At 61.0% G+C, this 25,089-nt stretch carries 24 protein-coding genes; 10 read left to right on the top strand and 14 right to left on the bottom strand.

Going from position 1 to position 25,089, the window contains the following annotated elements; all coding sequences use genetic code 11:
- Nucleotides 1-77: 77 nt before the first annotated feature.
- From AMM33_RS14965 to AMM33_RS14955, 3 genes are all read right to left on the bottom strand, one after another.
- Complete coding sequence (locus tag AMM33_RS14965; protein WP_090142101.1) at nt 78-2,873, bottom strand: DNA methyltransferase; 2,796 nt, start codon at nt 2,871-2,873, stop codon at nt 78-80.
- Between the two features lie 116 nt (nt 2,874-2,989).
- Nucleotides 2,990-3,265 carry a HigA family addiction module antitoxin gene (locus AMM33_RS14960; protein ID WP_090142100.1) on the bottom strand — a complete coding sequence of 92 codons (276 nt, stop codon included), beginning with the start codon at nt 3,263-3,265 and terminating at the stop codon, nt 2,990-2,992.
- 149 nt (nt 3,266-3,414) lie between these two features.
- Nucleotides 3,415-3,738 (bottom strand): helix-turn-helix domain-containing transcriptional regulator, encoded by a 324-nt coding sequence (locus AMM33_RS14955; protein WP_090142099.1) that lies wholly within the window; start codon nt 3,736-3,738, stop codon nt 3,415-3,417.
- A 181-nt stretch (nt 3,739-3,919) separates the two neighbouring features.
- On the opposite strand from AMM33_RS14955, the gene AMM33_RS14950 reads away from it, so the two are divergent.
- The gene (locus AMM33_RS14950; protein WP_090142098.1) at nt 3,920-5,326 is read left to right on the top strand and encodes a Fic family protein; all 1,407 of its coding nucleotides are present in this window, start codon (nt 3,920-3,922) and stop codon (nt 5,324-5,326) included.
- Here the strand turns inward: AMM33_RS14950 and AMM33_RS14945 are convergent, their stop codons facing one another.
- Nucleotides 5,327-6,379, bottom strand: coding sequence for a histone deacetylase family protein (locus tag AMM33_RS14945; protein ID WP_090142097.1), 1,053 nt, complete (start codon nt 6,377-6,379; stop codon nt 5,327-5,329).
- A gap of 120 nt (nt 6,380-6,499) precedes the next feature.
- Here AMM33_RS14945 and AMM33_RS14940 point away from each other — a divergent pair, with 120 nt between their 5' ends.
- Entirely contained in the window at nt 6,500-6,757 is a 258-nt protein-coding gene (locus tag AMM33_RS14940) for a type II toxin-antitoxin system Phd/YefM family antitoxin (protein ID WP_090142096.1), read from the top strand.
- Nucleotides 6,754-7,170, top strand: coding sequence for a type II toxin-antitoxin system VapC family toxin (locus AMM33_RS14935; protein WP_090142095.1), 417 nt, complete (start codon nt 6,754-6,756; stop codon nt 7,168-7,170). Before AMM33_RS14940 ends, AMM33_RS14935 begins: the two co-directional genes overlap by 4 nt.
- A 32-nt stretch (nt 7,171-7,202) precedes the next feature.
- Here AMM33_RS14935 and AMM33_RS14930 read toward each other — a convergent pair whose 3' ends face one another.
- From AMM33_RS14930 to AMM33_RS14910, 5 genes are all read right to left on the bottom strand, one after another.
- The gene (locus tag AMM33_RS14930) at nt 7,203-8,054 is read right to left on the bottom strand and encodes an enoyl-CoA hydratase-related protein (RefSeq protein ID WP_090142094.1); all 852 of its coding nucleotides are present in this window, start codon (nt 8,052-8,054) and stop codon (nt 7,203-7,205) included.
- 98 nt (nt 8,055-8,152) lie between these two features.
- Nucleotides 8,153-9,514 carry a HipA domain-containing protein gene (locus AMM33_RS14925; protein WP_090142093.1) on the bottom strand — a complete coding sequence of 454 codons (1,362 nt, stop codon included), beginning with the start codon at nt 9,512-9,514 and terminating at the stop codon, nt 8,153-8,155.
- 10 nt (nt 9,515-9,524) lie between these two features.
- Nucleotides 9,525-9,815 (bottom strand): helix-turn-helix domain-containing protein, encoded by a 291-nt coding sequence (locus AMM33_RS14920; RefSeq protein WP_194945481.1) that lies wholly within the window; start codon nt 9,813-9,815, stop codon nt 9,525-9,527.
- Nucleotides 9,816-10,038: 223 nt separating this feature from the next.
- Complete coding sequence (gene dinB, locus AMM33_RS14915; protein WP_228768160.1) at nt 10,039-11,271, bottom strand: DNA polymerase IV; 1,233 nt, start codon at nt 11,269-11,271, stop codon at nt 10,039-10,041.
- Nucleotides 11,272-11,385: 114 nt separating this feature from the next.
- Entirely contained in the window at nt 11,386-12,540 is a 1,155-nt protein-coding gene (locus AMM33_RS14910) for an alpha-hydroxy acid oxidase (RefSeq protein WP_090142090.1), read from the bottom strand.
- A 266-nt stretch (nt 12,541-12,806) separates the two neighbouring features.
- On the opposite strand from AMM33_RS14910, the gene AMM33_RS14905 reads away from it, so the two are divergent.
- The gene (locus AMM33_RS14905; protein WP_194945480.1) at nt 12,807-14,015 is read left to right on the top strand and encodes a tetratricopeptide repeat protein; all 1,209 of its coding nucleotides are present in this window, start codon (nt 12,807-12,809) and stop codon (nt 14,013-14,015) included.
- Nucleotides 14,016-14,100: 85 nt separating this feature from the next.
- On the opposite strand, the gene AMM33_RS14900 is transcribed toward AMM33_RS14905, so the two are convergent.
- Together AMM33_RS14900 and AMM33_RS14895 are read right to left on the bottom strand one after the other, a co-directional pair.
- A complete protein-coding gene (locus AMM33_RS14900) occupies nt 14,101-15,435 on the bottom strand; it encodes a cytochrome c (RefSeq protein ID WP_090142088.1) in 1,335 nt (444 codons plus the stop codon).
- On the bottom strand, nt 15,432-16,208 hold the full coding sequence (locus tag AMM33_RS14895) for a c-type cytochrome (protein ID WP_228768159.1): 777 nt from the start codon (nt 16,206-16,208) through the stop codon (nt 15,432-15,434). The genes AMM33_RS14900 and AMM33_RS14895 overlap by 4 nt, the downstream gene beginning before the upstream one ends.
- Before the next feature lie 96 nt (nt 16,209-16,304).
- On the opposite strand from AMM33_RS14895, the gene AMM33_RS14890 reads away from it, so the two are divergent.
- Both AMM33_RS14890 and AMM33_RS14885 read left to right on the top strand, forming a co-directional pair.
- Nucleotides 16,305-16,823 carry a GNAT family N-acetyltransferase gene (locus tag AMM33_RS14890; RefSeq protein WP_090142087.1) on the top strand — a complete coding sequence of 173 codons (519 nt, stop codon included), beginning with the start codon at nt 16,305-16,307 and terminating at the stop codon, nt 16,821-16,823.
- Nucleotides 16,824-16,845: 22 nt separating this feature from the next.
- Nucleotides 16,846-17,862: a tRNA dihydrouridine synthase gene (locus tag AMM33_RS14885; RefSeq protein WP_090142086.1), complete on the top strand. Its 1,017-nt coding sequence runs from the start codon at nt 16,846-16,848 to the stop codon at nt 17,860-17,862.
- 428 nt (nt 17,863-18,290) lie between these two features.
- On the opposite strand, the gene AMM33_RS14880 is transcribed toward AMM33_RS14885, so the two are convergent.
- Together AMM33_RS14880 and AMM33_RS14875 are read right to left on the bottom strand one after the other, a co-directional pair.
- Complete coding sequence (locus AMM33_RS14880; protein WP_228768158.1) at nt 18,291-18,647, bottom strand: Hpt domain-containing protein; 357 nt, start codon at nt 18,645-18,647, stop codon at nt 18,291-18,293.
- Between the two features lie 64 nt (nt 18,648-18,711).
- Complete coding sequence (locus AMM33_RS14875; RefSeq protein ID WP_090142085.1) at nt 18,712-19,590, bottom strand: NUDIX hydrolase; 879 nt, start codon at nt 19,588-19,590, stop codon at nt 18,712-18,714.
- 141 nt (nt 19,591-19,731) lie between these two features.
- On the opposite strand from AMM33_RS14875, the gene AMM33_RS14870 reads away from it, so the two are divergent.
- The gene (locus AMM33_RS14870; protein ID WP_090142132.1) at nt 19,732-20,646 is read left to right on the top strand and encodes an SDR family NAD(P)-dependent oxidoreductase; all 915 of its coding nucleotides are present in this window, start codon (nt 19,732-19,734) and stop codon (nt 20,644-20,646) included.
- Nucleotides 20,647-20,724: 78 nt separating this feature from the next.
- Here the strand turns inward: AMM33_RS14870 and AMM33_RS14865 are convergent, their stop codons facing one another.
- The gene (locus AMM33_RS14865) at nt 20,725-21,438 is read right to left on the bottom strand and encodes a Crp/Fnr family transcriptional regulator (RefSeq protein ID WP_194945479.1); all 714 of its coding nucleotides are present in this window, start codon (nt 21,436-21,438) and stop codon (nt 20,725-20,727) included.
- A gap of 83 nt (nt 21,439-21,521) precedes the next feature.
- On the opposite strand from AMM33_RS14865, the gene AMM33_RS14860 reads away from it, so the two are divergent.
- The 3 genes from AMM33_RS14860 to AMM33_RS14850 are packed head-to-tail and all read left to right on the top strand — an operon-like array spanning nt 21,522 to nt 25,078.
- Nucleotides 21,522-22,490: a Bug family tripartite tricarboxylate transporter substrate binding protein gene (locus tag AMM33_RS14860; RefSeq protein WP_090142083.1), complete on the top strand. Its 969-nt coding sequence runs from the start codon at nt 21,522-21,524 to the stop codon at nt 22,488-22,490.
- 26 nt (nt 22,491-22,516) lie between these two features.
- Nucleotides 22,517-24,088 carry a sulfatase family protein gene (locus tag AMM33_RS14855; protein ID WP_090142082.1) on the top strand — a complete coding sequence of 524 codons (1,572 nt, stop codon included), beginning with the start codon at nt 22,517-22,519 and terminating at the stop codon, nt 24,086-24,088.
- A gap of 21 nt (nt 24,089-24,109) precedes the next feature.
- Nucleotides 24,110-25,078 carry a Bug family tripartite tricarboxylate transporter substrate binding protein gene (locus tag AMM33_RS14850; RefSeq protein ID WP_090142081.1) on the top strand — a complete coding sequence of 323 codons (969 nt, stop codon included), beginning with the start codon at nt 24,110-24,112 and terminating at the stop codon, nt 25,076-25,078.
- The last annotated feature ends 11 nt before the right edge of the window (nt 25,079-25,089 follow it).

Genomic DNA, 25,089 nt, shown 5'->3' with positions numbered 1-25,089 from the left:
ACAGTCTGGAAGCGCTGCAAAGAGGGCACTTGCGTAAATCCCCCGCTTTCTTCGATGGCTCAATCCGCTCATGACTTTTAACTTTCATTGGATTTGGATTTGCTTTTCTTCTTGGCTACTGGCGCAGGCAGCAAGCTGGTGATGCGTTGGTACAGCTCGAACAGGAAGGCCACGCGTTCGGCGTCGGAGGCGTAGGTCTTTTTGCCGCCGCTGGGTTGGTAGGCTGCGTCTACGGCGGTGTCTAGTTTTTGGTGGGCCTTGAGCAGGGCCGGGGGCATGGTCAGCGGGTCGTAGAGGTCGGCCAGTGATGAGCTGGCAAATTGGGTGCGGGTATCGAGCACGCATTGGGCGGCTTGTTCGATGGCGGTGCGGTGTTTGTCGCTTAGAGGTTCGCCAGCGAAGCCGGGCCAGGGGTAGTTGTTGTAGACGATGGTGTTGGAGTAGCTGTAATCGCTTTTCAAACGTCCACAGGTGTAACGCATCCAGGCGTTGTGCATCGTGCTGGTCAGCACCCCAAAGGTGAACAGCGAGGCGTCGTCGACAAAGAAGATTTTGTCGCCGCAGATGACGTCACTGTCCAGATAACCGATGGGGATGAATTGGCGGCGCTCGGAAGAAACCTTTGGAATCGCCAAATAGCGTTTTGATTTGGGTTGGCGAATTTCACCGAACAGGGTTGGTGTGCTGGCAAGCGCTACGGTTGCAGCTTTGGTGCTGGCTTCGCGCATGGCGCGGACACCTTCAACGCGCTTGAGCACATAGGGCATGGCGCGAAGTTCCGTTGGTGGGCTGTTGACCAGCCACAAACACCACCGGCCAATGTTGTTGATGAATTCATCGCCCATCAAATACGGGCGAATCCATTTGGCTGCTTTGGGTTCAACAGCCAAGAGTGCTTCTTTTTCTGAATCACTCATTAACAAGTTTCCGCCGTCGACTGGCGAGCTGCCTCTTGTCATTTGTGCGGATGTAAAAAGTGGTGCACGCTGCTTTTCTAAAAAAACTGTCGGGGCATCTACGAGATACGGGTTGATGTTTTTCGCTGAGACGGCAAGCGGTAGTCCCTTGATGTCCTCGTATTCGTAAATGGTTTTGACAGCTTGGTTTTCGTTGCTAAAACCCACAATCACGCAATGCACGGCAGCGTTGCCTTTAGCTTCATTGCTCCACTGAAACGTGCGGTGGGCAAAGTGGATGTGCATGCCCAGACGTTGCATCTCACCCCAAAGCACGGCCACATGTTCACCTTGTGTGATGCTGTTGGTGGAAACAAATGCAGTGTGTGTTTTTTGGCCTTGGCAATACCTTGCGGCCAAGATGTACCAGCCACACACAAAGTCCAAAACTCCCGCGCCGTGGATACCTTGCATCACGGCAGCCAGGTCTGCTTTTTGGTCTTTGCTTTGGTAGCTGTATCCCAAGAACGGCGGATTGCCCAGCACATAGCTGCACCGCTCCGCAGGCAGCACCTCGTTCCAGTCCAGCCGCAGCGCGTTGGCGTGGCGTATTTGCGGTGAGCTTTTGAGCGGGATGCGGGCAAAGTACAGACCAAACTCCACGCTCACGCGCAGGTTCATTTGGTGGTCCACCAGCCACAGGGCCACTTGGGCAATTTGTGCCGGAAACTCTTCGATCTCGATGCCAAAGAATTGGTCCACGTTCACGCCGATCAGGCCATGCACGTCCACCGTCAGCTGGCCTTTGTGGGCGCTCAGTTCGTGGTCGGCCCGCAGCACTTTCAGCTCCAGCTCGCGCAGTTCGCGGTAGCTGATGACCAAGAAATTTCCGCACCCGCAAGCCGGGTCAAAAAACGTCAGCTGGCGCAGCTTTTTGTGAAACTCAAACAGCTTGTTGCGATGGCCTTTCACGCGCTCAAACTCGGCGTGCAGTTCGTCCAGAAACAGGGGCTTGATCAGCTTGAGGATGTTGGCCTCAGACGTGTAGTGCGCGCCCAGGTTGCGGCGGGCCTTCTCGTCCATGATGCTTTGGAACAGGCTGCCAAAAATCGCCGGGCTGATGGCCGACCAGTCGAGTGCACAGGCATCCAGCAGGGCTTCGCGCATGGCGGTGCTGAAGTCGGCCATGGGCAGGGTTTCTTCAAACAGGCGGCCGTTGATGTACGCAAACTGGCCCAGCTGTTCGTCGATGTTTTTGCTGCGCTGGCTCTCGTGCGTGTTGAGCACCTGAAACAGTTGCCCCAAGCGCGGCCCCAGGTCCGAGCCGTCGGGCGCGGTGCGTTCTTCCACAAAGTCCCTGAACGATTGCGCGGGCTGAAAGATGCCGGTGTCATCGGCAAACAAACAAAACAGCAGGCGCACCAGCAGCACCTCGAGCGCGTGGCCGCTGTAACCGCTGGCCTTCAGGGCGTCGTGCAGGCGGCCCATGCGTTCGGCGGCCTTGATGTTGACCGGGTCTTCGGCCTGAATGTCTTGCACCTTGTAGCCCGCCAGCAGGCCAAAGAGCTTGACGTGTTTGTGCAGGTGCTTGAGCTCAAACTCCGCCGTTTCGCCCGTGCCCAAGCGGCGCACCCGAAAGCGGGCAAAGTCGCACACCACCACCAGCTGGGGCAGGTCGCGCTCGGGCAGGTTGTGCAGGTAGCCAATGGCTTGGTCCAACGCGTCGTCCAGGCTTTTGCCGCGCGACTTGTGCTCCACCAACAGCACGCCGGGCCAAAACAGGTCCACAAAGCCTTGTGCGCCGCCCAGCTTTTTGACGTTCAGCTCAAAGGTGGCAACGCGTTTGTTGGTGATGCCAAAGATTTCAAAGAAATCGATCCAAAAGGGCTTGGCCTGGCTGTCTTCGTTGCAGGCGTCGGCCCAGGTTTTGCTGAAAAGCAATGCCCTGGATTTGATTTCGTTCCAATTAAGACCCATTTGGTGCTCACAAAGTGAGCTTGGATGTTAATGGAAAGTTCCCTTTTTTTTGACTGAGGTAGTGCTGGGGGTGTAACTAAAGGGTCTAACGCTCGGTCAGTGGCTGCTGTCGGCGATCAAGCTGCGAAGCGCTCAATCTTGGGACGTTTGACCTTGCCCGCCTGATAAAGGTCGTATTGCATCTGCATGCCCGCCCACATTTCGGCACTGGTGCCGAAGGCTTGCGCGAGGCGGTAGGCCATGTCAGCCGAAACGCCTGAGGCGCCAGACACCACACGCGAGAGCGTGACTCGGTTGACGCCCAGCTTGACAGCGGCCTCGGTGATGGTGATGTCACCCAGATATTCCCGAAGGACTTCCCCGGGGTGCGGAGGGTTGTGCATGCGAGTCATGACGGCCTTAGTGATAGTCGAGGTTGGGTCAGGGCGGGTTGGTGGAGGGCGATTGTGCAAATACCCAGTTTTATCTGGAAAAAGATAATTCATCTGCCTTTGGGTAATTGAGGGTACTTTTAGGGCTGCAGCCGTGTCATTTCTTCGGTTTAAGCCAGCTCGACCACGCGGACATCGAAAGTCACTTTGAGCCAATTTCTGATGGCATCGAAGATGGCAGCCAGGTTGTCCATGCTGGGGTTGCCTTTGGGTGAAAGCATGCGGTGCAGACTCTTGCTGGGTTTGTGGGTCAGTTCGGCCAAGCCTTTAAACCCAACGGTGGCGTTGACCAGATCGCGCAGAATCAACCGCGCCGAATCGGGCTCACCGCTCAAAAACAGTGTGGCCGCTTCATCAAGCAATGCTTTGGCAAAAGCCGGATCACGTTGCACACGTTCAACCACGGTTTGCCTGAAATCACGCGTCAAGGTCATGTTGACTTTCCTTTTTTGTTCACAGCCAAGGCCTTCTTTCTGGCTTGGCTTGTGTGGCCGCTTCGTGATTTCATGGTAACACTTGTGTTACTTATTTTGGACATAGCGATCGGCCCGTATCAATGATTAGTCCACATCATTGGTTGCAAAATTGGCGCGATTGTTTAAAATCGCGCCAATCATGCCAGACTTTAACGCCCAACTCTTGACCGCCATTCAGGCCCAGCCTGATGGCTTTTCGCTTGCGGAATCTTCTGCGAAATGGCCCGATGTGCCGCGCCGCAGCTTGCAAAGAGCTTTGGCAAAGTGGGTTGCGGAAGGTGAAATCGCGCCAGTTGGCAAGGCGCGTGCTACCCGTTATGTGGCTAATATTGAAATCGCGCCAAAAGTGTTGGCTTACGCTTTGCCCACTTCGGTCGGTTTGTCAGAGTCGTCCGCCTGGCGGGCCGAAGAAGAACTCTCCACGGGCCAGTGGCCGCTCTCGCCCGACAGCAAAGACATTCGCGCCTATCTGACCCAGCCTTGGAGCACTCGCCAAGCCGTGGGTTACCAGTCTGAGTTTTTGCACGCCTACCAGCCCAACGTCACGTTTTATTTGCCCCAGCCTGTGCGGGCGCAGTTGCACCGCATGGGCCGCACCGCGCCGGGGCCGCAACCGGCGGGCACCCATGGCCGCGCCGTGCTCGACCGTTTGTTGATCGACCTGTCTTGGGCGTCCAGCCACCTGGAGGGCAACACCTACACGCGCCTGGACACCCGCGCCCTGATCGCCCACGGTCAGCAGGCGCAAGGCCACGGCGTGACCGAAACGCAGATGATCCTGAACCACAAAGCCGCCATCGAGTTGCTCATGGACAACGTGGCCGCGCCTCAGTTCAGCCGCTATCTGCTGATGAACCTGCACAGCGCCTTGTCAGAAAACCTGCTCGAAAGCCCCGAGGACGAAGGCCGCTTGCGGCTGCACCCGGTGCAAATAGGCCAAAGCAATTACCAGCCGCCATCGGGCCAGTCAATCATTTGCACTTTGCTGGATGAAGCGCTGGCCAAATTCAACGCCATCGAAGACCCGTTTGAGCAGTCGTTTTTTGCGATGGTGCACTTGCCGTATTTGCAGCCCTTTGCCGACTGCAACAAGCGCACGTCGCGCCTGCTGGCCAACTGGCCGCTGCTGCGGGCCAACCTGTGCCCGCTCACGTTTTTGGGCGTGTCGCAGGACTGGTACACCGCATCGGTGCTGGGCGTTTACGAGATGAGGCGCGTGGAGCTGCTGCGCGACTTGTTCATGTGGGCCTATGAGCGCTCGACCAAGGAATACCTGACCGCCAAGTCCAGCGTGGTGGAGCCCGATGTGCTGCGCCTGACCTTCCGCGACGCCATTCGCCACATCGTCAAGGCCGTGGTGCAAAACCCCGAGCAAGACCCGCTGGCGCTGGTGGCCACCCAAGTGGCTTTGGCCGCGCCCGGGCCGGACCGTGAAAACGTTCGGGCCTTGGTGATGCAAGAGCTGCGCCGTTTGCACGAAGGCGTGTTGGCCCGCTATGGCCTGCGCCCGCAAGAGCTGGACCGCTGGCGCAGCATTCAGGGCTGATCAGCCGCGCAGCCCTTCCAACACATTCACCGTGTTCACGCCCACCTCGGCCACGGCATAGCCGCCTTCAAAGGTCAGCACCGTTGGCAAGCCCAACTGCGCAATGGCTTGCCCCAGCTTCAGGTAATCGGCACTGCGCAATTTAAAGCCCGAGATCGGGTCGCCCTCAAACGTGTCCAGCCCCAGCGGCACCACCAGCGCTTGCGGCGCAAAGTCGCTCACGGCCTGCATGGCGGTTTGCAGCGCGGCCCACCAGACTTCAAACCCGGTGCCACGCGGCAGGGGCAGGTTGAGGTTGAAGCCTTCGCCTGCGCCATGGCCGCGCTCGTCGGCATGGCCCAAAAAGAAGGGGTATTCGGTGCGCGGATCGCCGTGGATGGACGCGGTGAACACGTCGCTGCGCTCATAAAAGATGGTTTGCGTGCCATTACCATGGTGATAGTCCACATCGAGCACAGCCACGCGCTGTAGCCCACCGTCGCGTAAGGCCTGCGCGGCCACGGCGGCGTTGTTGATGAAGCAATAACCACCCATGTAGTTGGGACCTGCATGGTGGCCCGGTGGGCGGGTCAGGGCCAAGGCAAAGCGTTCGCCACCCAGCACCGCCTGCGCAGCCGCCAGGGCACAGGCCGCGCCTTCGCGAGCGGCGGCCCAGCTGCCCGCCGTCAAGGGCGTGCCCGAGTCAAACGCGTACTGCCCCAGCCGCGCCGCAAAGTTGAGCGGCGGCACATCGGTGCGAAAGCCGTGCTTGGATGCCAGCGGCCAGACCGAGGGCAGGGCGTCCACCGCCGCATTGGCCGGGTCCAGCGCTACCCAGTCGTCCCACGCCCGAGCCAGAAATGCCAAATAGTCCGGCGCATGCACGCGGGCCATGGCGGCGTTCACATCCGCCGCTGCATCGGGCGTCAGCAACTGACCCACAGGGCGGCGCTGCAGTTCATCGAGCACATAGCGCAAACGGTCAGGCACTTCGTGGCAATCGACCAAGCGGCCCCGGAACATTTCCTGGCGGCCTGCGTGTTGGGCGTGGTGTGTGTTGTGGAAGATTTTCATGGGCTTGAGACTTGTTTGGGCTCCAGTGTGCCAGTGCCCAAGGAGGGCAACCGTTGTTTGCCTTGACAGGGGTGGGAATTATGAGCAGACTAGATGACTGACTAGTTTAAGGGGGCTGAGATGCATACATGGCCAGTACAAGACGCGAAAGCGCGATTCAGTGAGTTTTTGGATGCGTGCCTGGTCGAGGGGCCTCAAATGGTGACCCGGCGCGGTGCCGAAGCTGCCGTGCTGGTGCCCGTGCAGGAGTGGCGGCGCATGCAGTCGGCTGCTCGCCCATCGCTCAAGCAACTTTTGCTCTCTGATCAAGCCCGCACCGAGTTGATCGTGCCGCCTCGAGGGCAGGCCAAACGTCGACCTGTGGAGCCGATGCTGTGACGCAGCGGTATCTGCTGGACACCAATGTGGTGTCTGAGTTGCGCAAGCCGCGCCCGCATGGGGGCGTTGTGGTTTGGCTGGAAACGCTGGATGACGCTCAGCTTTACGTGTCGGCCGTCACCCTGGGCGAAATCCAAGCGGGCATCGAGCTGACGCGTGAACAAGACCCAGCCAAGGCTCAACAAATTGAAGACTGGCTGGCCTTGGTGGCGGGCGCGTACAACGTCTTGCCCATGGACGCCGCAGCCTTCACGGCGTGGGCAAAGTTGATGCATCGAAAGTCAGACACGTTTTACGAAGACGCCATGATTGCCGCCACGGCGAAAGTGCATGGACTGACCGTTGCGACGCGGAATGTAGCGGACTTTCAGGCGCTGGGGTTTGAGGTGTTCAACCCGTTTGCCCCGGTGTAATCCAAATCTTTCAACGGGGCTTGGCTAAGCCTTCACCCAAACTCCCGAAACCCCTTAAGCGCAGGCAACGGCGCAAAGTTGGCCTCGCGTTTTTGCTGGAACGCGCTGATGGCCTCGCGCACGTTGGCGTTGCTCCAGATCGCGCCTTGCAGCCAGCCCATGTGGCGCAAGCTGTCTTCGGTGCTGTGGTCGCGGGCGTAGTGCAACACTTGCTTGGTGCCCCAGATGGCCACGGGCGGTTTGCTGGCGATTTCTTTGGCCGCTTGAAGGGCGGCGGCCACGGTGGCTTCGTGGGTGGGCAGCACCTCGTTCACCAGGCCGTGGGCCAGCGCTTTGTCGGCGCTCAGGCGTCGGCCTGTGTAGGCCAGTTCTTTGACCAAGGCCATGGGCAGCAGCTTGGGCAGGCGCTGCAGCGTGCCCACGTCGGCCACCATGCCGATGTTGATTTCCTGGATGCAGAAAAACGCGTCGGCCGACGCATAGCGCATGCAGCAGGCGGTGACCATGTCCACCGCGCCGCCAATGCAGCCGCCGTGAATGGCAGCGATCACCGGGATGCGCAGTTCTTCGAGCAGGGTGAAGGTGTGCTGCATGTCGGTCAGGAGGTCGTACACGGCCGAGCGGCCTTCGGCGCTGGTGTCGTCCATCTGGATGGCGCTGCCAAAGGTTTGCAGGTCCATGCCCGCGCTGAAGTGTTTGCCCGTGCTCGAGATCACCAGCGCCCGGGCGGTGCCCGCTTTGTGGATGTCGGTCAGCACCTCGTGCAGCTCGCGCCAAAACGTCGGGTGCATGGTGTTCATCGCCTCGGGGCGGTTCATCACCAAATGGGCGACATGGCCATTGGGGCCTTCATTCGTCAAAGAAAAGCAGTTGAGTGGTTTCATGGGGTGTCTCCTTTGGCGGAGGTTAGCCCATCGTTGATGGGCTGCGCTGTCCCCGTCTTGACCTGAGGGCTTGCAGAGGGCCGCCCTGGCAAGTGGGATCAGAGGTATTCGGCCTTGATGTTGGCGGCGTCTGCGACGAGTCGGGTCAGTCGCTGTGCCTGCTGCGCCACAAAGCTGGCGATGCCTTGGACAAATGCCTGTTCGCCCGCTTCGTAATCCGTTGCTTGGGCTTGCACCATGGCTGCGGGTTCGGCCAGTTTGGCCAGGCGCTGACCTTCTCGGCGCAGCAGTTTGCGGTCGATGCCGCAGCGGGTGGCGAAGTCGGCCAGGGCGTAGGGGCTCACAGCTTCGTGCTCGAAAACATCGCCCCAGGCCATGGCCAGTTCGGTGTCAAAGCCGTCGTACTGCAGCACGCTCACCAGGTCGTACCAAGGCGTTGGCTCCAGCAGGCCGCCAGGGCGCACGAAAAACGAAAAGTTCTTGCCATGCGCATCGCTGTTGCCAATCAGAAACTGAAACAGTGCCCAGCGCAGCATGGCCAGCCGCGTGCTGGCCTTGTTGCCGCTCAGTTCGGCGCAGGCAAATAGCTTTTCGTGGCTCAGGCCATCGCGGATGTGACGCACTTCGGCGGCGTTGCCCAGGTTGCGTTCGTACTTGTAGCTCACCGGCAGGTCGCAGGCTTGGCAGGCGTCGATGATGTGCAGGCGCTGGACCTGCACCGAATCGCCAGAGCCCAGAATCGCCCGGTCGAAGCGGCGCACCACCAACACGGGGCGAGGCGTGCGCAGCAAGGCCACATCGGCCACGGGCAGGCCCATGCGGCGGGCGAGTGACATGCAAAAGTGCTCGTTGACGGCCAGGTGCGGTGTCTTGGGGTTGCCTGTGTCGGGTTTGAGGATGTGTGTAGAGGCCAGGCGCTGCCCATCCACCAGCCACATCCGCCCACCTTCGGCCAGTGGGGTGTCGATGAAAACCACCAGCTTGTCTTGCAAGCCTGCGACCGACATGCGCACTTGGCCGTCCCACACGGTCAGCGGCAGCTGCTCTCGCTGGGCGATCCGCTCTGCCAGTTCGCTCAGGGGTATTTCGCGCTGCGTGGGCGCATCGGGGGGGGCGGCCGTGACATCACCTGTGAATTGCAAGGCACCTGCCGTCTCGGCACCGAGCGCCCGGATGAGTCCAAAGACATTGCTTTTGGTCAGGCCCTTGTAGGCGACCGCCACGTCCAGTGCCCGGCCTTCCGGGAGCAGGTGCTCGACAAAGCGCTTGATCGTGGCAGAGCCGTACCCATCAGGTGCGCTTTTTGCTCTTGCCAATGGCAGCGGGGGCGACAGCGGAAAAGCTTGTGGGTTGGCGAGCCATGGCGGTGCATAGCGCAAGCGCCACTGGTCATCGCGGCCTTCGTGCTCGATGACTGCAATGGGCTTATGGTCGGTCCAGACATGCAGCGCGTCGGTCATGACAGTCCTTTCATGCCTTCGGCGAGACGCCGCCTGGGGTGCTGGCCTCAAGGACCCAAGGGTGTTCTTTGGGCAAGACCATCAGCGCCAGGCCCAAGCCGTCGAGCACGGCCATGGCTTTGTCCAGTTGCACTGTGCCGTGACCGTTTTCGAGCCGGGACATGAGGTCCACCGACACGCCCAGCAGCCCGGCCGCGTCGTCGATGCGCAGCGATTGGGATTTGCGCCGTTCGCGCACGACGGGGCCGAGTGTGTTGGCTGTCGTCAAAACTGTGGCTTGTCGGGTGGGCTGGTCATCCATGTGGAACTTTCTGGTGAGAGGCATCCGGGGGCATGGTTTGGGGTTGTTATTTCTGACAATCCGAAACTATCGGGTTTTGCTGGGGTCGTCAAGCTTTGTTTCGGTATTTCAGAAATTTACTTTTTGTTATCCGTGGCAAGGAACTTGTTTCAGTTATTCCGAAATTAAAAAGATATCTTCCGGGACACTTCTGCACCCCAACCGCTGACCAACGGTAGGCCTCTCATTCGTCTGTGAACAGAAGCTGCGTTTGCCATTCATGGCCCGGCTCTTCGGCCTTCATGGGGTGATTCACCGAATCAGGCGCTGCTCCCGCCTTGACCAGCGAGCCCACCCGCACGCCCAGCAGTCGAATGCGGCGTGACAGGTCCACCCGCTTGAGGCACTGGCCTGCCACTTGGCGGATGCGTTTGGCGTCTGCGGTGAAGTCGCTCAGGCTTTGGTCCCGTGTCACGGCTTGGAAGTTGTCATAGCGCAGCTTGATGCCGATGGTTTTGCCTTCGTAGCCTTTGCGCTGCAAATCGGCCGCCACTTGTTCGCACAGCCGGGTGAAGACGGCCCCGAGTTCTTCGCGGTCGCGCACGGCGTGCAGGTCGCGCTCGAAGGTGGTTTCGCGGCTCATGCTGACGGGCTCGCTTTCGGTCTCGACCGGGCGGTCGTCGCGGCCCCAAGCCGCATCAAACAGCCATGCGCCGTAGCTTTTGCCAAAGTTCGCCATCAGCCAAGGCAGCTCGCGTGCGGCCAGGTCGCCGATGGTGTGGATGCCAAAGCCCTTGAGCTTTTCGTCTGCCTTGGGGCCCACGCCGTTGATCTTGCGGCAAGCCAGTGGCCAGATCAGGGTTTGCAGGTCGGCCTCGTGCACGACCGAGATGCCGTTGGGTTTGTTGAACTCGCTGGCCATCTTGGCGATCAGCTTGTTGGGCGCCACACCCACCGAGCAGGTGAGGCCCGTGGCCTCGAAAATGCTTTTCTGGATCAAGCGCGCCAACACGCGCCCGCCTTCACGCTGGCCGCCGGGCACCTCCGTGAAGTCGATGTAGACCTCGTCCACGCCCCGGTCCTGCATGACGGGGGCGATGTCGGTGATGATGCTTTTGAAGGTGCGCGAGAAGTGCCGGTAACGCTCAAAATCTACCGGCAGCATGATGGCCTGCGGGCAGAGCTTGGCGGCTTTCATCAAGCCCATGGCCGAGCCGACGCCAAACTGCCGCGCCGCATAGGTGGCGGTGGTGATGACGCCGCGCCCGGTGTAGCCATTCAAGCGCGGGAAGAAGTCGACAGGAATGCGGTCCAGCCGTTCGACAAAGCTGTCTTCGGTCCACTCGTCCTCGGGGTAGGCCGATTGCAGCTTGCTGAGCAGGTCGTCTTCTTTGCGCCTGCCGCCACCAATGACGACCGGCATGCCCTTGAGCTGCGGGTAGCGCAGCAGCTCGCAGGATGCGTAAAACGCGTCCATGTCGAGGTGGGCGATGCGCCTAGGCGCAGGGGCGGAGGGTGCGGTGTTGGTCACCCTTGAAGCATAGCGCCAGCGCCGGGCCTCTCATGTGGCGTGAGGGGCCCGGCGGGGTTTTTATGCGGTCGGAAAAGTGCCGGGCAGCAAGATGTTGGTGTCCACATTCTGGATGTTGGTGTGGCCGCAAAAGGCCATGGTCACGTCCAGCTCTTTGTGGATGATTTGCAGGGCCTTGGTCACGCCCGCTTCGCCCATGGCGCCCAGACCATAGACCATGGCGCGGCCAATCATCACGCCCTTGGCACCCAGCGCCCAGGCCTTGAGCACGTCCTGGCCGCTGCGGATGCCGCCGTCCATCCAGACTTCGATTTGGTCGCCCACAGCCGCGACGATAGCGGGCAATGCTTCGATGCTGCTGGGCGCGCCGTCGAGCTGGCGGCCGCCGTGGTTGCTGACCACAATCGCGTCGGCACCGCTGGCCACGGCCAGTTTGGCGTCTTCCACATCCATGATGCCCTTCAGGATCAGTTTGCCGCCCCATTGCTTCTTGACCCAGGCGATGTCTTCCCAGTTGAGCGTCGGGTCAAACTGTTCGTTGGTCCATGAGGCCAGCGACTTCATGTTGCTCACGGCCTTGACGTGGCCGACCAGGTTGCCAAAGGTGTGACGCTTGGTGCCGGCCATGCCCAAGCACCAGCGGGGCTTGGTCATCAGGTTGATGATGTTGGCGATGGTGGGGCGGGGTGGCGCGGTCAGGCCGTTTTTCAGGTCTTTGTGGCGCTGGCCGATCACCTGCAAATCGAGTGTGAGCACCATGGCGCTCACGTTGGCGGCCTTGCAGCGGTCGATCATGCGGGCCATGGCCTCGCGGTCGCGCATCATGTACAGCTGAAACCAGAACGGCGCTTGGGTGTGGGCCGCGATGTCTTCGATGGAGCAGATGCTCATGGTCGACAACGTGAAGGGAATGCCGAACTTCTTGGCGGCCATGGCGGCGTGCATTTCGCCGTCGGCGTGCTGCATGCCCGTGAGGCCCACCGGAGCGATGCACACGGGCATCTTGGTGTCGATGCCGACCATTTTGGTGGCCGTGGTGCGGTTTTCCATGTTCACGGCCACGCGCTGGCGCAGCTTGATTTTGTGGAAATCCGTCTCGTTGGCGCGGTAGGTGCCTTCGGTCCAGGAGCCGCTGTCGGCGTAGTCGTAGAACATGCGCGGCACGCGCTTTTCGGCCAGAACGCGCAGGTCTTCGATGTTGGTGATCACGGGCATGGAATGATTCTCCTGGAAGGGGGCGATTTTTGAGTGGACTTGATCGTAGTGCAGTGCAGGGCCACGGACTGTGAAACTTGGGACAAGCGGTGTGAAATTTATTGGACACAGGCGTCTGAGTGCGTCTTTGGACGAACGGGGCAGACCTGAAACGAGGCCAATTCTGGTTATGCTCAGTCCTTGGCCTGGGCGTGTCCAGAGCCATCTGAATACAAGGCTTTCACACCATGCGACCTGGCCAACGATCTCCCCAGAATGCCGCCCAAATGAACAAGCGCCTGACCGAGTTGGGGCAGCGCTTTGTGGCCCTGTCCAATCAGGGCAAGTTTGCCGAAGCGCTCAAGGTCAACGCCCTGGCGCGACAAATCATTCCCAAGCACCCGCAAATTCTGGGCGATGCCGCTTTGTGCCATTTGCGCCTGCTCGATTACGACAAGGCCCGTACTCTGTATCTGCAAGCTTGCGCGCTGGCGCCCCAGGACGTGAATTTGTGGGACGGCCTGACCGAAACCTGTGGGCATCTGGGGCGGATGGATGAGGTGCGTGAGCACGGTGTGCGCAGCCTGCAGCTCAAGGACCAGAGCGTGCAGGGCCAACCCGCGTATGCCTTGCCTGCGCAAGTGCCAGCGGCCACTTCGGACGCCCGCCGCCAAATCATTGCTTTCAGCTTGTTTGGGGACAACCCGCGCTATGGTGAAACAGCCAAGCTCAATGTGACGGCTGCGCAAGAGTTGTTGCCTGACTGGACCTGCCGCTTTTATGTGGATGAGACCGTGCCCGAGGCGGTGCGCACGGCCCTGCAGACCATGGGCGCGCAGGTGCTCATGGTCAGCGCGCAAGACCAGCAAGAACTCAGCGGCCTGATGTGGCGTTTCAGTGTGCTCGAAGACCCCGGGGTGGACCGTTATCTGATCCGCGACGCCGATTCACTGATTTCCCAACGGGAGGCGGCGGCGGTGCAAGCCTGGGTGCAAAGTGGCCGGTTTTTTCACCTCATGCGCGACTACTTCAGTCACACCGAGCTGCTACTGGCAGGCATGTGGGGCGGCTGCGGCGGCGTGTTCAAGAACCTGCGTCAGCAGATGGTGCAGTACATCGCTCAGGGCCAATACCTGGGCGCACGGGTGGTGGACCAGCATTTTTTGCGCATGCATATCTGGCCCACGGTGCGGCAAAGCCTGTTGTCGCACGATCCGGTGTTTGGCTTTTTGGGCGGCGAAGATTTTCCGCCGCACGAGGCCCAGGACATGGGTCAGCCCTTTCATGTGGGCTGCAACCTCTCGGCCACCAGCGTCGGCGCAACCAGCAGCCTGCCCGAAGGCCAGCGGGTCACCTGGCTCATCCTGGACCAAAACGGGCAAACCGTTTGCCAATACAGCACGCCGGTGCGCCAGGGCGAGTGGCGTGCCGACATTCCCGGCCCCTATGCCCGCCATATCCGCGACGGGCTGTGGCGCGTTGAAACGGTGGCCTGATCAGCCCCGACATGGGGCCTACGCCGAAACCCGCAATGTCGGTGCTGAAGCTGCCCACCTACAGGGGAGGCCTGTGGATGGGGGGCTATGAACCTTGTGACGCGCGGATGCGGTTGACTTGCAACGGCGTGACTTCGCTGGCCTGGTTGCCCCATTGGGTGCGCAGGTGCGTGAGCACGGCGGCGATGTCGCGGTCGTCCAGCTCCAGCACAGAAGGCGGCATGCCAAAGGGCTGGGGGTGACCTGCGGTGGCGGGGCCAAACCCTCCATAGAGCACCATTTGCACCAGATTGGTCGGGTCGCGCAGCAACACCGCCCGGTTGCCTGCCAGGGCCGGATAAGCCACCAGGCCCGCAGCGGTCGTCGTGCCCCGGCCTTGTTCGCCGTGGCATTGGGCGCAGTGGCGGTCATAGACCTTGAGCCCTTGCTCGGCCACGCGGGGGCTGATGGTGGCCTTTGGACTGGTGGACGTGGCTGCCGTGGTGGCCGCTGCCGGGCTGTTGCGTGATTTCAGATACACCGCCATGGCCTGCAGGTCGGCGGGGCTCATGTGCTGGGTACCCTGTTGCACCACTTCGGCCATGAGGCCGCTGGTCTGGGCCTGCGGAGCGTGCCCTGTGCGCAGCAGCTGCACGATGTCGGCCAGGGGTGTACTGGCCAGGCCACTTTCTGATTCACGTGTCAGATCGGGCGCATACCAGTTGACCACCGGCATCAATCCCCCCGACAGATCTTCCACCGGGCCGCTGGCGCCCAGGCGGTTGCGGGGGCTGTGGCAGGCCGCGCAGTGGCCCAGGCCTTGCACCAGATAAGCGCCCCGGTTCCATTCGGCAGTCTGGGTTGGGTCGGGCTCAAATGGGCTGGGCTTGAAGTACAGGCTGCGCCACACGGCCAGCGCCGCTTGGGTGCCCACGGGCCACACCAGGGTGTGGGCGGGCTGAGCCTGCACAACCGGGGGCAGGCTTTTGAGCCAGGCCAGCAGGGCGTCGCTGTCGCTTCGGGTGATGACGCTGGTGTGGTTGTACGGAAAGGCTGGGGTGAGCAATCGCCCACCTTTGGACCGGCCATGGTGCAGCGCTTGCCAGAAATCATCGGCTGTCCAGCGGCCCAGGCCCGTGGCCATGTCTGGCGTCAGGTTGCTGCTGAAGACGCTGCCAAAAGGTGTGTCAATGCGGCGGCTGCCCGCCATGCTGGCGCCGCCACGGGCGGTGTGGCAGGCCACGCAGTTGCCTGCACGGGCCAGGTACTGACCGCGTTCGATCTGGCCGGGGTCTGCAGCGGTGCTGGCGCTGGAGGAAGGCGGTGCTGAGGAAGAAGGCAGCCAGGTGTCTCTCCAGTTGTCCCAGACCACCCAGGCCGACAGGGCCAATGCAGAGCCCAGCAGGCCCAGACCGATGCGCTGGATCAGGCGGCGGTTCATGGCTTGGCTCCTGCAGAAGTTGGGTTCAGTTCGGGCGCACTGCCGCAGCGCCATGCCTCGGGCAGGGGCGGTGACTGCGGTGCCAGGGCAGCAGGGCGTGTGTCGGCAGGCAGGGGCTGACGTGCCAGCCAGCTGGACACGGCAATCAGGTCATCGCTGGGCACGCGCTGGATGACCTGGGCCATGCAGTCGGGCGCATGCGCCTTGCGTTGGCCGGTTTGCCAGGCACCCATTTGGGCGTTCAGGTAATCGAGCGGCAGGCCCAACAGGCCCGGCACGTTGGGCTGCACGCCGGTCAGGCGCGCGCCGTGGCACTGGATGCAGGCAGGCAGGTCGCGCGCGGCATCGCCCTGGGTGACCAGCTGCTGACCGCGTGCCAGGCGTTCGGCCGAAATGGTGTTGGCGGCGGTGGGGCGGGGGTAGGGCAGTTGCAGGTCGGCGAAATACCGCGCCATCTCGCCCAGGTAGTTGTCGCTCAGCGGGTCGATCAGGCGGGTCATCAGCTCGTAATGGCGCCTGCCCTGGGCAAAGTTGCGCAGCTGGTTGTGCAGATAACCGGCCGGTTTACCCGCCAGGCGGGGGTAATAGCCATCGGGGCCTGCGCGGCCTTGTTCGCCGTGGCAGGCGGTGCAGGCGCGGGTGCGCTCGGCCATGTTGTCAGCAAAACGGGCCGGGGTCTGGGCGGCCGCGCTCAAGGCCAGGGCTCCCAGCAGGGTGCCCACCAGCAGGCGGGCACAGGCCCCACTGGATTTCATGCGATAAAAAAACGTCATCATGCTTGGAAGATAACCGAAGCGGCGACAATTGCAGGTTTTGCGCCCGATGTGCAGACACCTTGGGCGCTCAGTTCATTCATTCAAGTTCACGCCATGTCCGATATCCAAGTCCGATTTGCCACCCAAAAAGACGCCACCGCCGTTGCCGCTTTGCATGTGAGCGCCTGCCGCGCCGCTTATGCCGGGCAGGTGCCCGACACCCATTGGGAGGCCACGCCCATGGCCAAACGCGTGTCCTACTGGAAAGAAGCCATCGAATACGGCGAGCCGCAAGTCATCGTGGCCCTGGCGGGGCAAGAGATTGTGGGTTTTGTGGGTTTTGACCGTTCTCGCGACCCCAAATCTAAAAACACCACCGGTGAAATCTGGGCCATTTATGCCGCCCCTGATCGCATCGGCCAAGGCGTGGGCCTGGCCCTGTGGGACGCGGCCCGTGAAGGCCTGGAAGACGAAGGCTGCACCGATGTCACCGTCTGGCTGCCGCTTTTGCATGAAAAAACCCTGCGCTTTCATGATCTGGCCGGTTTCAAGCGCGAAATGAACACCGCCCGCACCGTGCCTTTGGGCGGGGTGAAAGTGGAAGAAGTGCGCCTCAAGCGCAAGTTGGGCTGAGTCTGAGACGGCCCGCCAGTCCATGAAACTCTTGCTGGCGCCCATGGAGGGCCTGCTGGACCACACGCTGCGCGACATGCTCACGCGGCTGGGGGGCGTGGATTTGTGCGTGTCCGAGTTCATCCGTGTCACCAACACGGTATTGCCGCGCCGGGCCTTCATTCGCGTGGCGCCAGAGCTTCTGAACAACAGCCGCACCCCAGCAGGCGTGCCGGTGCGGGTGCAACTGCTGGGCTCTGACCCGATCTGCCTGGCCGACAACGCCGCCGCCTTGGCAGAGCTCAACCCGTATGGCATCGACCTGAATTTTGGCTGCCCGGCCAAGACGGTGAATCAGCACCGGGGCGGGGCCGTTTTGCTGGACGAGCCCGAACTGGTGGGGCAAATCGTTGCGGCCGTGCGCCGTGCGGTGCCTGCCCACATTCCGGTGTCGGCCAAGATGCGGCTGGGCTACAACGATGACAGCCGCGCCGAAGACTGCGCCCAGGCCATCGAGGCCGCAGGGGCCAGCGATCTGGTGGTGCACGCCCGCACCAAAGCGCACGGCTATCGGCCCCCGGCATATTGGGACCGCATCGCGGATTTGCGCCAGCATGTGCGCTTGCCCATGGTGGCCAACGGCGAAATCTGGACCGTGGCCGACGCGCTGCGTTGCCGCGAGGTGACCGGTTGTGAACGGTTGATGATCGGACGCGGCATGGTGGCCGACCCCGGCTTGGCCCTGGCGATTGCGCGTCACGATGCGGCTGTGGGCGGTGTGGCGGGTGATTTGGCGGGTGGTGCTGCATTTACAGCCAAGATGGCGCCCGGTCAATCCGTGGCGTGGTCACAGATCGTCGGCTTGATGCGCCTGTTCTGGGTGGGCATCAGCCAACGCGTAGCGCCCAGACACCGGGCCGGTCGCCTCAAACAATGGCTCAACTACATGCGCCGCGTCTACCCCGAAGCCCAACAAGCCTTCGATCAATTGAGGCTGGTGCACGACGCCAAACTCATCGAAAACTGGCTCAGTCAGCAATCCAACGCCAGCGCCCCGTAGGTCGGTGGCTTCAGCCCCGACGTTTTGGGGCTCCGGCAAAGGCCCCATGTCAGGGCTGAAGCCGACGACCTACGAATGCAAGGCCTCCCGTAGGTCGGCACCTTAAGGTCCGACGTTTTTGGCAGTGGCAAAGGCCCCATGTCAGGGCTGAAGCCGCTGACCTGCTGTTGATCCGGCCCCATGCTGCTTGAATTTTTGTCATGTTCAACGATGGGTGTGGGGTGGGCTTTTGTAGGCGCCTTGCCCTGCAAGCGATGGTCTGCGGTCCACAAGCCTCATATCGCCAGCAGGGCAGGCTCCCACAATGCCCATGTCTTGGCGCACAGGACCTGTTCTGCGCAAATACCCATGTCCGCCAAGCCCACACCTGTCGGGGTCTTCGACCGCCGACCTGCGCAATACATCAATGCGGGAGGGACAGGCCTGGCTTATTGGCTGGCCAGGTGGGCGACGACTTCGGCGCGCAGTTGGTCGAGTTGGGGGGCCAAATGGCTGTAGGCTGCGCGGACTTCGGCGGGCTCGCCGTGTTTGCTCAGCTGCTCGACCATGACGACGCGTTCGACCAGACTGTCCACACAAAACACAGGCGTGAAACCTTTGAGCTGGTGCAGGATGCGATTGGCACCACCGACATCGTCTTTGTTGAGAAATTCTTGCAAGCGGGGCAAGTCGTCACTCAGGGTTTGCTGCAGAGTCTTGAGCAGAGACAAAACGCCATTGAGATCACCAATGAATTCCATGGCCCGGTCAATGGACAGGTAGGTCGGATCTGCGGCTTGGCTCATACAGGAAGGATGCGGGTTAAATCTGGGAATAACGTAACAATTTGAAACGTTTGAACAGCATATTCTAGTCAAGCAATGCCGCCAAGCCCCATTCGGGTTCAAACCGCTTGTTTTTGTACATCAATCGGCTCGGGCCCGGAAACGCGACTTGGGCGACGGAATGGCGTGGATCGCCCGGGTAGCAGATGGTGCGGATGCCGTCCTGGTCGAAGGGTTCGGGCTCGATCACGGGTGGCTTTCGGCAGCGGGCTTCTGCCAGGACGCTGTCGGTGTTTGGGTGCCGGGCCAGATGCACCAGGCTCATGATCTGCGGCGGTGCCAGTTCAATCTGGCGGTCCCAGTAGCGGATCAGTGCCTGGCGCGGGGTGATCCACAGGGTTTCGGTGGTTTCGTGGTTGTCGTGTGCGGCAGTTTGCCCGTCGGGCACGCGGGTGATGAAAAACCGCGTGTCAAAGCGCTTGTTGGTGACTGAGGCCTGGCGGGGCGTGATCCAGCGCGTCCAGGGCACCAGGGCGTCGGTGCGCAGCTGCAGCGAGAGCTTTTGAAAGGCCTCGGACCAGCTGTGCCCCTGGGCCAGAGCGTTTTGCAGGGCCTGCAGATCGGGCGTTTCGCTGTGCGCCTGGCCCAGCAACACGCGGGATTCTTCAAAGGCTTCGCGAATCGCGGCCACAAACAAGGCCGCGGCGCGCTCTTCGGGCAGCTCGGGCTCGGCCAGACGCTGGTGCAATGTAGCGGCGTCCTGGCTCAGCCTGGCCAGCAGCGCGGGGCTATGGTCGGCCGCGTCGAGCTTGCCGCCCGGAAACACATAAGCCCCCCCCAGCACATTGGAGGCCTGATGGCGCCTGAGCAGCAGCACCTGCATGCCCTCGGCGTGGTCACGCAGCAAGACCACCGAGGCAGAGTCCAGGGGCGGGGTGGTGATGATTTCAGTGTTCAGTTCCATGAGGGTGTCAATCGGGTAACACAGCGGGCAGACCGGCTGCTTTAAAGTTCGGCACAAGGCCTTTTCAGTCAGATGCCAGATTAGCAGATGGCGCCCGGCGGCCCTGTCACCCATTCACACACACTCCAAGAAGGAAAACCCATGAGCATTGATTTCAAAGGCCGTGTCGCCATCGTCACCGGCGCAGGCGGCGGTCTGGGCAAACAGCACGCCCTGGCACTGGCCGCACGCGGCGCCAAAGTGGTCGTCAACGACCTGGGCGGCGATGTGCACGGCGTGGGCGGCTCGGTGTCGGCCGCGCAATCGGTGGTCGATGAAATCCGTGCTGCAGGCGGCGAAGCCATCGCCAACGGCGCCTCTGTGACCGACTTTGAAGCCGTGCAAAAAATGGTGCAGCAGACCATGGACACTTGGGGCCGCGTGGACATCCTGGTGAATAACGCGGGCATCCTGCGCGACAAGAGTTTTGCCAAGATGGAGCTTTCCGACTTCAAGCTGGTGATGGACGTGCATGTCATGGGCGCGGTGCATTGCACCAAAGCCGTGTGGCCCATCATGCAAGCGCAAAACTTCGGCCGCGTGGTGATGACCACCTCGTCCAGCGGCCTGTATGGCAACTTTGGCCAGGCCAACTACGGCGCAGCCAAGATGGCGCTGGCGGGCCTGATGCAGACCCTGTCGATTGAAGGCGAAAAACACAACATCCGCGTCAACGCGCTGGCCCCTACCGCCGCCACCCGCATGACCGAAGGCCTGATGCCCGAGCAAGTGCTCAAAGCCCTGGAGCCCAGCGCCGTGGTGCCCGCCATGCTGGTCATGGCCAGCGATGACGCCCCCAACCGCACCATCATCTGCGCAGGCGCGGGCAGCTTTGAGGTGGCCCACATCACCCTGACCCAAGGCGTGCACCTAGGCACCGGCCCCGACACGGCAGAGCGCCTGCTGGCGGCGATGGCTCAGGTCACCGACCGTGAGGGCGAGACAGTGCCGCGCTCCGGCTCAGAGCAGGGCACGCTGGAAGTGGGCAAGGCGATGAAGGCGCATCAAGCTGGCTGAGCTGTTGGCTTTGATTCTGCAGCTTGGCCCTCTTGAGTCTGCGTCTTCAGATGGCGCACGCAAGCTGAGCTTATGTGCTCAGTTTGCGAGCGACTGGAGGGCCTTTGGGTTGAGGACCTCGACCCACTTGCGCCCTAGTTTCACAATCCTGTCGCGCTCCATTTTTTTCAAAGCCAGCGATGTCTTGGGACGGCTGACGCCGCAGCTCGCAGCCAGTTGTTCATGGGTCGCTTGGATCAGCAGTCGCCCATCGGGTCTGGCCGGTAAATCCATCAGGGCGCGTGACAAACTGGCGCTCAAACGGGCCGGAACGCTGCGCGCAAAACCGGCTCTTTCACGCACCTGAACTTCGCGCAAACGCAAGCCTAAAAACCTGACCAAAAGCACCATCAGTTCAGGGTCATGCAGTAATGCGGCCTCAAGTTCTTCCACCGGTACCCATTGGATCGTCGAGGCCTGAGCTGCGACCAAATCGCTACCGCTGGGCAAGCGATTGAACAAGTAGGACAAAAGCGCGATTTCGCCCGGGCCAAATGCGATGGGCACGATCTGCCCGCCTTGCTGGCCTGGAATGTGGACCACGGCATTGAGGCGTCCACTCATGACAAAAGGTAAGCGGGCAACCGTTTCACGGGTGTTGATCAAGGTTTGACCCACCGTCACGCGGTGCCTGGGGCGCTGTTTCAAGTCCACGGGCTGAGCCAGCGCCTGGGCCAATTGGCGTGCCAAGCTTTGGCTGTTGCGCCACACCGGGTCGTTTTTGGACGATTCGACATTTTCGCTAAGGGTCATCCCTAAATTGTTACCGAAGTAACTGAGCGGGACAACACGCGAACCCAACATCCGTCTGTTCTTTACTTCACGGAAGCTAGGCCATGACCCATCGCCGCCACGCCCTCAGTTTCATCGCCGCCGCCAGCCTGCTGGCCATGGCGCCCAGCTGGGTGAATGCACAGGCCAAGCCATTGAAGATATGGGTGGGCTATCCCGCTGGCGGCGCGGTCGATGTGGTGGCCCGTCAAATGGCGGAAGAACTGCGTGTGTTGGGATACAACGCGATTGTGGAAAACAAAACAGGCGCAGCCGGGCAACTGGCCACAGAGGCCATGTTGGCGGCACCCGCCGATGGCAGCACCGTAGTACTCATGCCGGGTGGCAACGCCACTATTTTTCCGCACGTCCACCCCAACTTGCGATACAGCATGGCTGATTTGAAGCCTTTGGCCAGTGTTTGCTCTTTCACATTTGCCTTGGGTGTGGGCCTTGGTACACCTGCCAAAACACTCAAAGAGTTTGTGGATTGGGCCAAGGCCAATCCAGGCAAAGCCAGCTATGGCACGCCCGGCGCAGGCACGGCCATGCATTTCATGGGCGTGATGTTTGGCCGACTGGCCGGCATTGATTTTCAGCATGTGCCTTACCGTGGGGGCGCGGCCGCCATGACCGATGTTTTGGGTGGCAACATCCCTGCACTGGCGACCACCTTGCCCAATTTGGTGACACACCACAAGTCGGGCAAGTTGCACATTTTGGCGTTTTCGGGTGACCAGCCATTGCCCAGCTTGCCTGGGGTCAGCACATTCAAGCAGCTGGGCTATCCAGATCTTCAAATCAGTGAGGTCTTTGGCCTGTTTGCCTCCAGCAAAACTCCGGCCCCGGTTGTGGCGGAGCTTGAGAAAGCCATGGTGACGGCGGCCAAGTCTGCTCGTTTGGTGGCGGCCATCGAAAAATTGGAGTTCGACTCGGCGGTTCTCAATTCGGTGGATTTGAGCCGACAACTCAAAGCAGACTTTGAGCGCTGGGGCCCTGTGATCAAGGCGACGGGCTACACAGCCGACAAGTGACACCGTAAAACTGAGTGACCCCGCACATGGAAAAGCCCAATATTTTGTTGATCATGAGTGATCAACACCGAGGTGATTGTTTTGGCTTTGAAGGGCGGGGCGTCAAGACGCCGCACCTGGATTTATTGGCCCAACAAGGCACCCGTTTTTCGGCGTGCATCACGCCGAATGTGGTGTGCATGCCTTCGCGCAGCGCATTGCTGACGGGCATGCTGCCGCTCACCAGCGGCGTGCATGACAACGGGATCGACCTCGATGAATCCCTGGCCGCGAATGGTTTTGCAGGTTCGTTGTCCAGGTCGGGCTACGACACCTGCTTCATTGGCAAAGCGCACTTTTCCAGCAATCACTCCTATGGCAATCGCCCCACAGGCCGCTGCGAAAACATTCCGAGCTCACACCAGTTTGCGGACGATTGGCATGGCCCCTACATGGGGTTTGACCACGTTGAACTGATGCAGCTCGGGCACAACTACTGGTTGCCAGAACGTCCACCTGGCGGCTTGCATTACGAGCGTTGGTACCACGCAGACGGTTTGGGCGACATGAAAGATGCGCTTTACAAACAAGCGCTTGCACCGTTCACGGATGCCGCACAAACCCACAACAGCGCACTTCCCACGGCTTGGCACAACAGCACTTGGGTGGGTGACCGCACAGTGAGTTTTTTAAAACAGCAAGGGCTTCAACAGCGCGAGGACCGGACTTCGGCAAAAACACCGAAGCCCTTTTGCGCTTGGGTGTCCATGGCCGATCCACACCACCCGTTTGACGCACCAGCACCTTGGTGCTGGATGCACAGAGCAGAAGACGTCGATTTGCCAAAGCATCGAAGCCTGGACTTGGACCGACGGCCATGGTGGCACCGTGCCGCGCTCGAAAACACCCCAGGCGGCACGCCGGAGAGCCGCAAAGTCCGGCAAGAGTATTCGCGCATGAAATTTGAAACAGATGCCCAACTGCGCGACATCACGGCCAACTACTACGGCATGGTTTCACTTGTGGATCACCAAGTGGGCCGGATTCTTGCTGCACTGCAAGAGGAAGGTTTGGCCGACAACACGCTGGTCGTGTTCACTTCCGATCATGGCGAACTGCTCGGTGACCATGGCCTGATGCTCAAAGGCCCCATGCATTACGAAGGACTCTTGCGTGTCGGACTGGTTGTGCGTGGCCCGGGCGTTGGCGCAGGCCAGGTGGTGCAGGATCCTGTGTCAACTTTGGATTTGGCGGCCACCTTTGGCGACTATGCCTCCACCCCCATCGGCTCCGCTGTGCACAGCACCAGCTTGCGACCATTGCTCGAAGGCCAGCCCCAGACGCAGCGTGATCACGCCTTCAACGAATGGCGCTTGGGGCCTTCGCGTTGCGGTGTGGCGCTGAATTTGCGCACGGTGCGCACGCAAACCGCCAAGCTCACGCTCGAATTGACATCCGGAGCAGGCGAAATGTATGACCTGCACAACGACCCCCAAGAGTGCAACAACTTGTTTGACGACGTCCATTCACGGGGCTTGCGCGAAGAACTGGTGCAGCGAATCATGAGCCGTCCAGATGATGTCCGCAGTCCGGCGCTAGAGCCGGTTGGCCCTGCTTGATTTTTTCAAAGGAGACTGAGCATGTTGAACCGAAGAACTTTCACTGTTTTCAGCGCTGCTGCAACAATGGGCGCACCAGCGCTCGCGCAATCTGATCCGCTTCGCATCGTTGTGGGTTTTCCGGCGGGCGGAGTGGTGGACATCATTGCCCGTGAACTGGCTGAAGCCATGAAGCCGCATCTGGGTGGGCGCGCTGTCGTCGTGGATGCCAAACCAGGCGCGGGCGGTCGGATTGGCGTTGCCACTGTCAAAACTGCCCCGCCAGATGGCAATACTGTGTTGCTGACACCCGCGTCGATCATGACGCTGTACCCCCATGTCTTCAGCAAGCTGGCCTACGACACCCAAAAGGACTTTGTACCGATCAGTCCCGTGTGTATGTCGGCCAACGCGCTTGCGGTGGGCACGCATGTGCCTGTCAAAACATTGGGTGAGTTCCTAGCTTGGTGCAAAGCCAACCCCAAAGATGCTACCTATGCTTCTCCTGGTGCGGGTTCCGCCCCACATTTTCTGGGTGCCCAAATCGCCAGTGCGGCGGGCATCGAGATGCTGCACGTTCCCTACAAGGGCGCACCGGATATCCTCAACGACTTGTACGGAGGTCGTATTTCTTCGTTTGTGACAGCCCTGTCCAACGCAGCTCAACCCCACAAGGCCGGGAAAATGCGCGTTCTGGTGACGACATCGCCCAAACGCAGTGCTGTTTTGCCCGATGTGCAGACTGCGGCAGAAGCGGGATTTCCTCAGCTCACGAGTTTGGAGTGGTTTGGCTTGTTGGCACCAGCCGGGATAAGCCCAGAGCGTATTGCGGCCCTTAACTCGGCAGTCAGCAAAGCCGTCGCCAGTGACCGCATCAAGGAAGCCTTTGGCAAATTGGTGATGGAGCCCGCGTCGACCCCTTCGGCTGAATTCGCCCGCATGATCAAGGCCGACGTTGACCGCTGGGGCGAAACAGCCAAGCGCATGAACTACCAGCCGGTTGATGCGTAAAGCCAGGCGCT

The organism is Limnohabitans sp. DM1, assembly GCF_001269385.1.
Lineage (GTDB): Bacteria > Pseudomonadota > Gammaproteobacteria > Burkholderiales > Burkholderiaceae_C > Limnohabitans_A.
This window is presented reverse-complemented; position numbering and strand designations above follow the sequence as displayed.